We start from the raw sequence: 12,495 nt of genomic DNA, 5'->3' as shown, positions 1-12,495 counted from the left end.
ATCCTTTTCAGGCCGCATCCGCGCCGCGCTGCGCATTGGCGCAAACGGGGCAATCGGGCGCCGGTTTCAGTTTGATCCGCCGCACATCGGCATAAAGCGAATCGTAGATCAGCATTGCGCCGCGCAACGGCGCGCCCGCCCCAGTGATCAACTTGATCGCCTCCCCGGCCATCATCGCGCCAATCACACCGGGCAAGGGGCCCATGACACCCGCCTCGGCGCAGGATGGGGCCAGCCCCGGCTCGGGCGCTTGGGGGAAAATGCACTGGTAGCAGGGCGCGCCATGGGCCGGATCAAATACGCTGATCTGCCCCTCCCACTGCGCCAAAGCGCCTGAAATCAGCGGCTTGCCTGCCTCTACCGCCGCACGGTTCACCAGATAGCGGGTCTCGAAATTATCGGTGCCATCGAGGATAATGTCGTAATCGGCAAAAAGCTCCACCGCGATCTCGTCGGTCAACCGCCGCTGGTAGGGGCGCATCACCACATGCGGGTTTTGCGCGACGACAGCCGCCGCCGCCGAATGCACTTTAGGTAGGCCAATATCCTCGTCGCGGTGAATGACCTGACGGTGCAGATTGGACAGATCCACCACATCATCGTCGATCACACCGATCGTGCCGACCCCGGCAGCCCCCAGATAGATCAGCGCGGGCGCACCAAGACCGCCCGCGCCCACCACCAGAACGCGTGCGTTTTTCAGCGCCTTCTGCCCCGGCCCGCCCACATCATGCAGCACGATGTGGCGCGCGTAACGCTCAAGCTCCGTGTCCGAAAAGCTGCCCGTTTGCACCGGCACCTCTCCCTTGGAAGCCCGCCCGCGCAATCGCTTCACCCCCTGCCCGTAGACAGCGACAAGCACGCCAAAGCCGCCAAGCAAAAGCCACGGCTCAACACTGCCGCCCGTGGCCACGCGCAGGGGCGCGCCCTCAGGCAGGGCAACATGGACCAGCACAATCCCGAGCCATAAAAGCCCGATCATCAGCCAGCGCAGGCGATGCGGCGCACCAAGCATCGCACCCAAAGCCCACATCGCGCCCGCCATCAGAAAAACAAACAGCATCAGCCAACCCCCGTGGAGCCAAAGCCCCCCGTGCCGCGCCCGGTCTCGTCCAGTTCCTGCGCGCTCACGAAGACCGCCTGAGAAACGGCGGCGACCACGGCCTGTGCGATGCGCATTCCGTGGCGCACCTCAAATGCCTCATGCCCGAGGTTCACCACGATCACACCAATCGGCCCGCGATAATCGCTATCCACCGTGCCGGGCGTGTTGAGCAGCGTCACGCCATGCTTTAGCGCCAGCCCAGAGCGCGGTCTGATCTGCATCTCATACCCCGATGGCAGCGCCGCACGCAGCCCGGTGGGCACCAAGGCCCGCGCGCCGGGCGCGATCACAATCCCGCTGCGATCCGTAAAATTCGCACGCAGATCCGCGCCTGCCGCCCCCGCGCTTGCGTAGGACGGAAGCCCGAAGGACGTATCCGCGCCCGCGTCCCACATTACCGATATCGTGACCATGCGTCAGGCCCTCTTTCTGATCTTAAATACCTAAAAGCCCTCAGGTCAGCGCCGCCGCGATCCGCTCCGCAAGCTTGTGCGCCACAGCCTCTTTCGCCATGCGCGGCCAATCTTCGGCCCCACCCTCGTGGATGAATGTAATGTCATTTTCCGTGCCGCCCATGATCCCGGTGCCCACACTCACATCATTGGCCAAAATCCAGTCACACCCCTTGCGCACACGCTTGGCGGTGGCATGGGCAATCACGTCATCCGTCTCGGCCGCAAACCCCACGACCAGCTTGGGCCGCCCCGCGCCCATCTGCGCCACGCAGGCGAGGATATCGGGGTTCTCGGCAAACTCCATCTGGGGCAGCGCGCCGCCCGTTTTCTTGATCTTGCCCGATGCGGCAGAGGCCACACGCCAATCCGCCACAGCCGCCGCGAACACCGCCGCATCAGCGGGTAAAGCCGCCTCGACCGCCGCTTTCATCTCCAGCGCCGTCTCGACGCGGATCACCTCGACACCTTCGGGGGGCGGCACGTCCGCAGGCCCGGTGACAAACACCACATCCGCGCCCAGCGCGGCCAAGGCAAGCGCAATCGCCGTGCCCTGCGCCCCCGAGGAGCGATTGGCAATGTAGCGCACCGGATCAATCGGCTCATGGGTCGGACCGGAGGTGACGAGCACCCGTTTGCCAGCCAACGGCCCAGAGGCAAAAGCAGCCTCGATGCCTGCCACAATCTCCAGCGGCTCGGCCATCCGCCCGGGGCCATATTCCCCACACGCCATGCCGCCCTCATTGGGGCCAAGCACCGTGATCCCATCGCCGCGCAAAATCTCCAAATTACGCTGTGTCGCGGGATGTTCCCACATCCGCACATTCATCGCGGGCGCGATCATCACGGGCGTATCGGTGGCCAGCAAGAGCGTGGAGGCCAGATCATTGGCAAAGCCCTGCGCCATCTTCGCCATGAGATCCGCCGTGGCCGGGGCCACCACAACCAGATCAGCACTGCGCGAGAGTTCAATATGCCCCATCTCCGCCTCATCTGTGAGATCAAAGAGGTCTTGGAACACCTTGCGCCCCGCCAGCGCCGAGACCGAAAGAGGTGTGACAAACTCCGCCCCCGCACGGGTCAGGACGGGCGTGACGTCCGCCCCCCGCTCACGCAGGCGTCGGATGAGATCGAGCGATTTGAACGCGGCAATGCCGCCGCCAATGATCAGCAAGACAGATTTCGAGGCCAGCATGAAAAAGGCTCCTACCTAAGACCCGCGAGAGCCTAGGCCCGCGCGGGCAGGCCTGCAAGGGCACAGCTGCGCTGCCGCCCTATTGAAACGCCAGACATGGGTCGGGGCGGTCAGGGGCTGGGGCATCAAGGACTGCGTCAAACACGCCGGGCGGCGGACGCCCGTCCTCACCCTGTGCCAAGGTGAACACTGACAGTTCGGGCGCGGCCCGCATGATATAGACCGGGACGCCCCAATCGGCGCGCGCGTGGCCATTTCCAGTGATCACAACCACCGGCCCGCCCGTCTCGCGCATCGCCGTCACCGCTACCTGCGCCAGCCGTGCATCGCGCAGGCGTTGGATATCCACCATCGCGGGCAGCATCTCCACCGGCATCGCATCGCAATGCGCCGCCATCTGCATCGCCTCGCGTGTCTCCTGCTCAGCGGCTTCCAGCGGACTATCCAGCCCGTAAAGCCCCGCCTCCGGCCCAAATGCCGCGACGACACCCGCGCTCATCGACGCACGTGCCTTTGCACGCGGAACGGCAGCACCATAGAACGCCGCATCACCTGCCGCTTCAAATATCGGGTAATACATCGAAAAATCGGGCCAGCCTGACGCCTCCCAGCCCAAGGTCGCTTCCAATGCTGCCTCATTGGCCAGCAAATCGGGGGTTATGGCCCCCGCCTGCGCCGCATCTAACATCTCGAACACAATCGCCGCAGGGGCAATCCCTGCGACAAAAGCCGCCTGCACTGCGTGATGGTCCGGGTTATCATGCGCCTCGCCAAGGATCACAACATCGGCGCCCGCAGCGACCGACAGCGCCTCTGCCATCTGCGCGGCGGCCCCAAGCGGCGCACAAAGCGCCACGATCAGGGCCGCCACAACTCTCATACCAGAAGGTTGTGAACCTCAGAACCCTTGGCCTCCAGCGACTTGCGCATCTTTTGAAACGCCGCCGCCTCAAGCTGCCTCACACGCTCTTTGGACAGGCTCAGCTCATTGCCGAGGCTTTCCAGCGTGCGCGGCTCGTCGCGCAGTTTGCGCTCACGCACGATAAACCGCTCGCGCTCGTTCAGCTTGCCCATCGCATCAGCCAGCCACATGCGCAGCGCTTCCTGATCATGCCCCTGCTCGACAATCTCATCGCCACGAGGGCCATCATCTTCCAGTGCGTCAATCCACTCGCGCCCCTCATCTTCAGAGCTTTGCGTGGCATTGAGCGAGAAGTCCGAGCCCGAAAGCCGGCCTTCCATCATCTCCACGTCCCGCAAGGGCACGCCCACTTCGGTCGCGATCATCTCGCGCAACTGGTAGCGGTCAAGCTCTTGGCCTTGTGCCATCGCCTCACGCTCCAGCCGGGCTTGCACGCGGCGCATATTGAAAAAAAGCGACTTTTGCGAGGAGGTGGAGCCGGTGCGCACCATCGACCAGTTGCGCATCACGTAATCCTGCACGCTCGCCTTAATCCACCAGACCGCATATGTCGAAAACCGCACGCCGCGATCGGGATCAAACTTGTCCGCCGCCTTCATCAGGCCCAGACCCGCCTCTTGGATCAGATCATTCATCGGCGCGCCATAACGGCGGAATTTCGAGGCCATGGAAATCGCCAGCCGCATATAGGCGGTGATCAGACGGTGAAGCGCCTCTTCGTCGCGGTGATCGCGCCAAGCATAGGCCAGCTTCAGTTCCGTTTCCGCATCGAGAAGTTCGGCCTTCATGGCCTTGCGTGACATCGAGCTAGATTGTTGCGTATCTACAGGCATTGTCATTCCCCCAGATTGAAGCCGCGCAGAGCGACCTTTTGTGTCGTCTTACCAAGTGTTACGAAACGACGAACGAAGCGGATCACTAAGGAGGATAAAAAAATGTTGCCTCGCTTGAGTTTGGTTCTAGGAGGCGCTGCCTCAGGAAAATCCGCATTTGCCGAAGCGCTGGTCATGCGCACCGCCCGTCCACGGCACTATATCGCGACGGCGCAGGCCTTCGACGATGAAATGCGCGCCAAGATCGCAGCACATCTGGTGCAACGCGGCGACGGGTGGCGCACCCATGAGGCTCCGCTCGATCTGGCCCCCGCCCTGTCTGCTGCTGCACCGGGCGATGTTGTCTTGCTGGATTGCGCGACCCTTTGGCTCAGCAATCATATCCTGGCCGAGCATGATCTGGCCCAGGCCGAGGGTGCTCTGATGGCTGCACTTGGCGCCTGTGCCGCGCCGGTCGTGGTCGTCTCGAACGAGGTGGGCCTGTCGGTCGTGCCCGATAACAAGCTCGCCCGTCGGTTTCAAAACGCCCAAGGCGCGTTGAACCAGCGCCTCGCGGCCGAGGCCGCTTTGGTGGTGCAGGTCATCGCGGGCCTGCCCCAAGTGCTTAAAGGGACCCTCCCATGAGCCGCATAACATGGGTCCGCCACGGCCCGACCCATGCCAAATCCATGGTCGGTTGGTCCGATCTGCCCGCCGATCTCAGCGACCGGGCGCAGATTGCCCGGCTAGAAGCTCTCCTGCCCGAGGATGCCTTGGTCGTGTCGTCGGATCTCAGCCGCGCCGTGGCCACCGCCGACGCCATCACGGGCAATCGCTCCCGCTTGCCGCATGACGCAAACCTGCGCGAAATCCATTTTGGCGCGTGGGAGCTTGAGACATTCGACACGAAGGTCGAGCCCGACCGCCTGCGGCGTTTCTGGGAGGAGCCGGGTGATCTGAGTGCCCCCGGCGGAGAAAGCTGGAATGACATCCACGCCCGCGTGACAGGCGCGACCGAGCGGCTGATCAGAGCCCATCCCGGGCGCGAGATCATCATCGTCGCCCATTTCGGCGCGATCCTGACCCAAGTGCAAAATGCCCTCGGGCTAAGCGCTTATCAGGCCTTCGCACATAAAATCGACAATCTTTCCGTCACGACATTGTGCCATGAGGCCGGGCGCTGGCAGGCCGAGCGGATCAATCAGGTTCCGTGATGGCACCCCGCACAAAATACCGTTTTGCGCGGGACACGTCCCCCGCTAATCTCGGTCCATGACATACACACTCTTTCTCGGTGATCGCACTTATTCCACATGGTCCATGCGGCCTTGGCTTCTCTTTGATCGCTTTAAAATCCCACATGACGTGCGCACGATCTGCTTTGACGATGGATTGGTGCCCGAACTGCTGCCGGAAATAGCGCCCGCAAAGACGGTACCTGCCCTGCGCCTGCCGGATGGCACGGTGATCGGCGAAACGCTCGCCATTGCAGAGGAGTTGGCCTCGCGTCACCCGGATTTGCCTCTCTGGCCTGTGGCCCCTCACGCCCGCGCAACGGCCCGCGCTCTGTCGGCCGAAATGGCCACGGGCTTCATGGCCCTGCGCGGTGCCTGCCCGATGAACCTGCGCAAATGCTACACGGATTTCGCGGCCCCAGAGGCGGTCACAGCGGAGCTGCGCCGTATCGAGACGCTCTGGGACCATGCGCGCGACACCTGCGCGCCGGAGGGTCCGTGGCTCTGCGGCGCTTACGGCATCGTGGATGCGATGTATGCGCCCGTGGCCGCGCGCATCGCCGGGTATCAGCTCAACGTCTCGCCCTCCGCGCAGGCCTATGTGGACGCCCATCTGGCCGAGCCTTCTTTCCGCCGGTGGCGCGCATTGGCCCTCACCCACGGCCCCGAGCTTGCCCGCTACCGGATGGATCTCAAAAGCACGCACTGGCCCGGCGACGCTCCGGCGGCATAATCGTTAACCATTCTTAAACACTCCTCTCGCATCGTTAACCAAGGTTTACGAACGGAGAGAATCGCAATGATCGCGCGTGCCTATACGGTCGCCTTCGACGGGATCGAGGCGCGGCAGGTCGAGGTGCAATGCGCCGTCACACCCGGGGTGCCGTCCTTCTCGCTCGTGGGCCTGCCTGACAAAGCCGTCTCCGAGGCCCGCGACCGGGTGCGCACGGCGCTCACCTCCATGGCTATCGCCCTGCCCTCCAAACGGATCACGATCAATCTCAGCCCCGCGGACTTGCCCAAGGAAGGCAGCCATTTCGACCTGCCCATCGCGCTGGCCCTGCTTGCAGCGCTCGACATCATCCCCAAAGACGCGGTGGAGGAGACCACATCTCTGGGCGAATTATCCCTCGACGGCACGCTGATGCCCGTCTTGGGCGCGCTCCCCGCCGCCATGGCCGCCGCCGAGGAAGACCGCACGCTCCTGTGCCCCAAGCTCTCGGGCGCGGAAGCCGCATGGGTCGGGGCGACCTGCGTGTTGGCCGCCGCCACCCTCACGGATGTGGTGCGCCACTACACCGGGCAAGCGCCCCTGACCCCGTCCGAGCCGGGCGCGGTGAACAGCACAACAAGCGGCAAGGACCTGCGCGATGTGAAGGGGCAGGAGCGCGCCAAGCGCGCGTTGGAGATCGCGGCCGCAGGGCGGCATCATCTGCTGATGGCGGGCCCTCCGGGATCGGGCAAAACCATGCTCGCCGCGCGCCTGCCGGGGCTTTTACCGCCCCTCACCCCACGCGAGGCGCTGGAGACGTCCATGGTCCACTCACTCGCAGGGCTGCTCAATGAGGGCGGGATCAACCTCGCACGCCCTTTCCGCGCGCCGCATCACACCGCCTCAATGGCCGCCGTGGTGGGTGGCGGGCGACGCGCGGGGCCGGGCGAGATCAGCCTCGCGCATAATGGCGTTCTCTTCATGGACGAGCTGCCGGAATTTGCCCGCAACGTGCTCGAAACCCTGCGCCAGCCTATCGAGTCTGGCGAGGTGATGATTGCCCGCGCCAACGCTCATGTGCGCTATCCGTGCCGCTTTATGCTGATCGCCGCCGCGAACCCCTGCAAATGCGGGTATCTCAGCGATGCGGCGCGGGCCTGCTCACGCGCGCCCGCCTGCGGGGAGGAGTATATGGGGCGGATCAGCGGACCTTTGATGGACCGGTTTGATCTGCGCATTGAGGTACCGCCGGTGAGCTATACCGATCTGGACCTGCCCAGTTCAGGAGAGCCATCCACCGACATCGCGGCCCGTGTGGCCGGTGCCCGAGCGGTGCAGGAAACCCGTTTCGAGAACCACGCAGATATGCATCTCAATGCCGATGCGGAGGGCGAAGTTCTCAGCGAGCTTGCAGCACCGGATTCGCAAGGGCGCGATCTGCTCAACACGGTGGCCGAACGCTTTGGGCTGTCTGCACGCGGCTATCATCGGGTGCTGCGCGTGGCGCGCACGATCGCCGATCTGGATGGTGAGGCAGAGGTCCGCCGCCCGCATGTGGCCGAGGCGGTCAGCTACCGGATCACCGGCGCGCCCGAGATGTAAGCCATGCGACCACCTCGCCCAGCGTGGTGCGTGCCTCGGGCAGGATATTGTGAAAAAGCGGCCAGACATGCGGGTGATCAGGCTTGATTATGGTCGTGACGTCCACACCCTCGCTGCGCAAATGCGCCGTCATCCGCCGCGTATCGTCCAGCAATATCTCGGTGTCTCCCACTGTCATCCAGACGGGCGACGCCCCGACAAAACGCGCAAAAAGCGGTGAGGCGCGCGGGTCCATCGGGCTGTGGCCACTCAAAAACATCTCGGCCATATCACCCGCCCGCTGCGCAGGCAGCACCACATCGCTGCTGGCGTTTTGGGTGAAACTGGCGCCGGAATAGCTCAGATCCGTGAGCGGCGAGAACGCAAACGTGCCCAAAGGCTGCGGCAAACCCTCCGCTGTGATCTGCGCCAAAAGAGACAGGGCAAGCGCGCCGCCCGCACTGTCGCCCCCCAAAAAGACGCCGCCGGGATGATCCATGACCGCGCGGTAGGCCGTCATCACATCCTCCTGCGCTGCGGGAAACGGATACTCGGGTGCCAGGCGGTAGCGCGGCAAGACGGCCCGCATCCCGGCCATATGACAAAGCCGCGCCACCATGGCCCGGTGCGTCTCAGGGGACCCAAAGATAAAGCCGCCGCCATGGATATAGAAGATCAAGGGGCCGTCCTCTGGTCCCGAAAGCTCCAGACCTTCGCCCGCCCAGATGCTCGTTCGGACCGCGCGAGGGCCATGGAAAAACATGCGCGCCTTGCGCTCAAAACTGCGCCGGAGCCGCGCGGGCGTGGCGGCCCGCGCCATATGAGTCTTTTCCGTGAGGCGCAGATAGGGATTCAGAAGGCGCAAAAGGGCACTCATGCGCGGCGGGCCTCGATCGCCTCCCAGATCTTTGCAGCGATGTTCACACCGTCAAAGCGCTCAAGCTCCTGAATGCCGGTGGGGGAGGTCACGTTGATTTCGGTCAGATACTTCCCGATCACGTCAATCCCGACGAAGACCTGCCCCTTCTCGCGAAGCAAGGGGCCAATCGCCGCGCAAATCTCCATATCCCGCTCGGTCAGGTCCACTTTCTCGGGCCGCCCGCCGACATGCATGTTGGAGCGCGTCTCGCCCTTGGCCGGCACCCGATTGATAGCGCCGACTGGGGCTCCATCCACCAAGATGACGCGCTTGTCGCCCGCCGACACCTCGGGCAGGAATTTTTGCACGATCAAGGGCTCACGGCTGAACCCCGTGAACATCTCGTGCAACGAGCTAAGGTTGCTATCGCCCTCGCGCAGAAGGAATACGCCCGCACCACCATTGCCATAAAGCGGCTTGAGGATCACATCCCCATGGCGGTCCTTGAAGGCGCGGATCGTTCCCAGATCGCGCGCGATTGTGGTGGGGGGCATCAACTCTGGGAAATCGAGAATCAAAAGCTTTTCTGGGAAATTGCGCACCCAAAACGGATCGTTTACCACCAAAGTGCCGGGAGCGAGCCGGTCCAGAAGATGCGTTGTGGTGATATAGAACATATCAAACGGCGGATCCTGCCGGAGCCAGACGACATCGAACTCCGCAAGATCGACCGTTTGCTCATCCCCCAAGATCGCATGATCGCCCACGACCCGCTGCACCGTAAGCGGCCAACCACGCGCCGTTACGCGCCCTTCTTCATAGGCCAACTTGTCGGGCGTATAATAAAAAAGCTCATGCCCGCGGGCCTGAGCCTCTTCTGCAAGGCGGAAGGTGCTGTCAGCGTTGATATTGATCGGCCCGATCGGGTCCATCTGGAATGCGATTTTCATGGCCTGTCCTCGCGGATGATACACGGTGTCCTACATGGGCCATGCACCAGCCGCGCGCAATTCAGAAATGTGAGAACACCCCTTCGAGGATATCACCGCACCCTTGCCCGTCGACCACAACCAGATCGAAGCGCACATCAGAAAGCTGCCCCTTGGGCGTATGCGCAAGGTATTCCGAGCCCGCACGGTGAATGCGCTGCATCTGGGCGCGCCCAAGACGGGCGATGGCGGCCTCATGAGTGCGTGCAGATTTCACCTCGGCAAAAATGATCTCGCCGTCTTGCTCAAAGATCAGGTCGATCTCGCCGCTTTGCCCGCGCCAACGGGTTTCCAACAAGACGGCCCCGCGTGCGACGTAGAGATCAATCGCGCGCGCCTCGGCCGCATGGCCAGACAAATAGGCCTGCCGACCAGCCCGCTGGCGCGCATGAACTGGCCGCGCGTCGCAATCGTCAACGTCACTGTGCTTCATTCCGCATCCCCTGCCAGCCGCAGTGCAATCTGGTAGACCATGCGCCGTTTCTGCCCGGTCTTGGCCGCCACATAATCCGCCGCATCACGCACCGACATCTCTTCGAGCGCTCTCGTCACCATCCCTTCAACATCATCTTCGCTAATATTTTCTGAATCGCCGCGCGCAATAAGCACCACCATCTCGCCTTTGCGGGGGTTCGCGGCTGCCTCAGCGGCCAATTCGCTGAGGCAGCCGCGCTGCACTTCCTCGAATTTCTTAGTCAACTCACGGCAGAGTGCCGCCTCGCGCGCGCCGCCCAGAACCTCCGCCGCATCGCGCAGCATGGCCGCGACCCGTTTGGGCGATTCGTAGAATACAAGCGTTGCGGGCACACCTGCGAGCGCTTTGAGCGCGGTTTTCCGCTGTGATGCGGTGTTCGGCAAAAACCCTGCGAACAAAAACTTATCCGTGGCCAACCCCGCAACAGTCAACGCCGTGATCACCGCCGAGGGCCCGGGGGCCGAGATCAGCCCATACCCTTCAGCCACCGCCGCCCCCGCAAGGTCAAACCCTGGATCCGCCACCATGGGCGTCCCCGCCTCCGAGGCGTAAGCCACTGATTTTCCGTCTGCCATCGCCGCCAGAAGCCGAGGGCGCGCCCGGTCGCCATTGTGGTCATGATAGGCCACCAGAGGCCGATCCCCCAATGCAATCCCATGGATATCCATCAGCTTGCGCAGGCTTCGCGTATCTTCTGCGGCCAGCACATCGGCGCTGGCCAGAATATCAAGCGTGCGGAGCGTGATGTCGCGTGCCGCCCCAATGGGCGTCGCCACAAGGTAGAGCCCCGGCGCAAGGGTCTGCTTATTCGCAATAGCCACTGGACCCGCCCCGTCTGTCGTTTATGATTGCCATCAACGTCCGGCGTGCCGTGTTGCGCGCCTTCCGTCATCCGAGTGAAAGGTTCCCCATGTTTGCTGTTTTCTCGTCTGCCCGCAAGGCGATGCGCCGTTTGGCCGCTCTGTGCACTGTTCTGATTGTGGCCGCCTGTCAGCCCGCGAGCCTCGGTGGCAGTGGCGGTAATTCCGGGCAGAGCATTGATCCCGGTGCACCTGTGGCCGTTGCCCTGCTGGTCCCGCATGGGTCCTCCAGCGCACAGGAGGCTGCTTTGGCGCGGGATCTTGAGAACGCAGCACGCCTTGCCGTGGCAGATCTTCAGGGTGTTCGGATCGACCTGCGGGTCTATGGCACGGCAGGTCAGGCAGGTCAGGCACAGCAAGCCGCCCTGAATGCCGCCGCCGATGGTGCCAAGATCATCCTAGGCCCGCTTCACGCCGAATCGGCCAATGCCGTGGCCGTGGCGATGGCACCCAAAAACATCAATGTGCTGGCGTTTTCCAATAATGCAAGCATCGCGGGGGGCAACCTCTTTGTGCTGGGACAAACCTTCGACAACACCGCTGACCGCCTTGCAAAATACGCCGTTCAGCAGGGCAAGCGCCGCATCCTCGCGGTGCATTCCAACAACCTCTCAGGCGAGCTTGGTAAACAAGCCATTCAGAAAGCCACCGCTACCGCAGGCGGCACGCTGGTCGGCACCATTGCGTATGAATTCAGCCAGCAGGGTGTCGTTGCCGTCGTGCCCCAAATCGCGGCCACCGCGCGCAGCACCAATACGGACGCGATTTTCATGACCGCCAATACCGCAGGCGCGCTGCCGCTTTTCTCACAAATGCTGCCTGAGACCGGGCTGGACCCGGCCAACATGCAGTATATCGGCCTCTCACGCTGGGACAAACCGGCCCAGACGCTGGACCTGCCCGGTGTGCAGAACGGCTGGTTCGCCATGCCTGATCCGAACCGCTCCGCCCGTTTTGCGGCCCGTTTCCAAGAGGCAAACGGCAACGCGCCCCATGCAATCGCGGGCCTTGCCTATGACGGCATTGCAGCAATCGGCGCACTGGCCAAATCCGGTCAGGGCGATGCTCTGAGCCGCGAGGGCCTCACACAATCGGCCGGGTTCCAAGGCGTCGATGGCGTCTTCCGCCTGCGCCCGGATGGCACGAACGAACGCGGCCTCGCCATCGCCTCGGTCCGCGACAAAAAGCTGGTCATTTTGGAGCAAGCGCCCAGCAGCTTTGGCCGCGCGGGGTTCTAAACACTGCAAGACCTCGCCACACCTGATACTGCCGCCCTGCCGGACGACCTGATCTGCCCC

At 63.4% G+C, this 12,495-nt stretch carries 15 protein-coding genes; 5 read left to right on the top strand and 10 right to left on the bottom strand.

The window, feature by feature from the left end:
- Window positions 1-7: 7 nt before the first annotated feature.
- From KUD11_RS06210 to KUD11_RS06185, 6 genes are all read right to left on the bottom strand, one after another.
- A complete protein-coding gene (locus KUD11_RS06210; protein ID WP_109385655.1) occupies window positions 8-1,063 on the bottom strand; it encodes a HesA/MoeB/ThiF family protein in 1,056 nt (351 codons plus the stop codon).
- Window positions 1,063-1,518, bottom strand: coding sequence for a dUTP diphosphatase (dut, locus tag KUD11_RS06205; protein ID WP_109385657.1), 456 nt, complete (start codon window positions 1,516-1,518; stop codon window positions 1,063-1,065). The genes KUD11_RS06210 and dut overlap by 1 nt, the downstream gene beginning before the upstream one ends.
- Before the next feature lie 40 nt (window positions 1,519-1,558).
- Entirely contained in the window at window positions 1,559-2,752 is a 1,194-nt protein-coding gene (gene coaBC, locus KUD11_RS06200; RefSeq protein WP_109385659.1) for a bifunctional phosphopantothenoylcysteine decarboxylase/phosphopantothenate--cysteine ligase CoaBC, read from the bottom strand.
- 79 nt (window positions 2,753-2,831) lie between these two features.
- Window positions 2,832-3,632: a ChaN family lipoprotein gene (locus KUD11_RS06195; protein WP_109385661.1), complete on the bottom strand. Its 801-nt coding sequence runs from the start codon at window positions 3,630-3,632 to the stop codon at window positions 2,832-2,834.
- Window positions 3,629-4,462: an RNA polymerase factor sigma-32 gene (locus KUD11_RS06190; RefSeq protein ID WP_397545237.1), complete on the bottom strand. Its 834-nt coding sequence runs from the start codon at window positions 4,460-4,462 to the stop codon at window positions 3,629-3,631. Before KUD11_RS06190 ends, KUD11_RS06195 begins: the two co-directional genes overlap by 4 nt.
- 47 nt (window positions 4,463-4,509) lie before the next feature.
- Entirely contained in the window at window positions 4,510-4,683 is a 174-nt protein-coding gene (locus tag KUD11_RS06185) for a hypothetical protein (protein WP_181375363.1), read from the bottom strand.
- Between KUD11_RS06185 and cobU the strand changes: the two genes are divergently transcribed.
- The 4 genes from cobU (at window position 4,610) to KUD11_RS06165 (ending at window position 8,035) form a co-directional block, all read left to right on the top strand.
- Window positions 4,610-5,131: a bifunctional adenosylcobinamide kinase/adenosylcobinamide-phosphate guanylyltransferase gene (gene cobU, locus KUD11_RS06180; RefSeq protein WP_109385665.1), complete on the top strand. Its 522-nt coding sequence runs from the start codon at window positions 4,610-4,612 to the stop codon at window positions 5,129-5,131. The two genes, KUD11_RS06185 and cobU, sit on opposite strands and share 74 nt — an antisense overlap.
- Window positions 5,128-5,700, top strand: a complete 573-nt coding sequence (locus KUD11_RS06175) for a histidine phosphatase family protein (protein ID WP_109385667.1) — start codon at window positions 5,128-5,130, stop codon at window positions 5,698-5,700. Before cobU ends, KUD11_RS06175 begins: the two co-directional genes overlap by 4 nt.
- 58 nt (window positions 5,701-5,758) lie before the next feature.
- The gene (locus tag KUD11_RS06170; RefSeq protein ID WP_109385669.1) at window positions 5,759-6,454 is read left to right on the top strand and encodes a glutathione S-transferase; all 696 of its coding nucleotides are present in this window, start codon (window positions 5,759-5,761) and stop codon (window positions 6,452-6,454) included.
- A gap of 66 nt (window positions 6,455-6,520) precedes the next feature.
- A complete protein-coding gene (locus KUD11_RS06165) occupies window positions 6,521-8,035 on the top strand; it encodes a YifB family Mg chelatase-like AAA ATPase (RefSeq protein WP_109385671.1) in 1,515 nt (504 codons plus the stop codon).
- Here the strand turns inward: KUD11_RS06165 and KUD11_RS06160 are convergent.
- From KUD11_RS06160 to rsmI, 4 genes are all read right to left on the bottom strand, one after another.
- A complete protein-coding gene (locus tag KUD11_RS06160) occupies window positions 8,013-8,891 on the bottom strand; it encodes an alpha/beta hydrolase (RefSeq protein WP_109385673.1) in 879 nt (292 codons plus the stop codon). The two genes, KUD11_RS06165 and KUD11_RS06160, sit on opposite strands and share 23 nt — an antisense overlap.
- Window positions 8,888-9,823: a glutathione synthase gene (gene gshB, locus KUD11_RS06155; RefSeq protein ID WP_109385675.1), complete on the bottom strand. Its 936-nt coding sequence runs from the start codon at window positions 9,821-9,823 to the stop codon at window positions 8,888-8,890. Before gshB ends, KUD11_RS06160 begins: the two co-directional genes overlap by 4 nt.
- A 61-nt stretch (window positions 9,824-9,884) precedes the next feature.
- The gene (locus KUD11_RS06150; RefSeq protein ID WP_109385677.1) at window positions 9,885-10,295 is read right to left on the bottom strand and encodes a YraN family protein; all 411 of its coding nucleotides are present in this window, start codon (window positions 10,293-10,295) and stop codon (window positions 9,885-9,887) included.
- Complete coding sequence (rsmI, locus tag KUD11_RS06145) at window positions 10,292-11,158, bottom strand: 16S rRNA (cytidine(1402)-2'-O)-methyltransferase (RefSeq protein WP_224380160.1); 867 nt, start codon at window positions 11,156-11,158, stop codon at window positions 10,292-10,294. Before rsmI ends, KUD11_RS06150 begins: the two co-directional genes overlap by 4 nt.
- Window positions 11,159-11,247: 89 nt before the next feature.
- On the opposite strand from rsmI, the gene KUD11_RS06140 reads away from it, so the two are divergent.
- Window positions 11,248-12,435: a penicillin-binding protein activator gene (locus KUD11_RS06140; RefSeq protein WP_109388149.1), complete on the top strand. Its 1,188-nt coding sequence runs from the start codon at window positions 11,248-11,250 to the stop codon at window positions 12,433-12,435.
- The last annotated feature ends 60 nt before the right edge of the window (window positions 12,436-12,495 follow it).

The sequence above is a fragment of the Roseovarius carneus genome (genome assembly GCF_020141465.1).
In the GTDB taxonomy this organism is placed as follows: domain Bacteria; phylum Pseudomonadota; class Alphaproteobacteria; order Rhodobacterales; family Rhodobacteraceae; genus Roseovarius; species Roseovarius carneus.
Note: the sequence above shows the minus strand (reverse complement) of the source record. Positions and strands in the feature narration are given on the sequence as shown.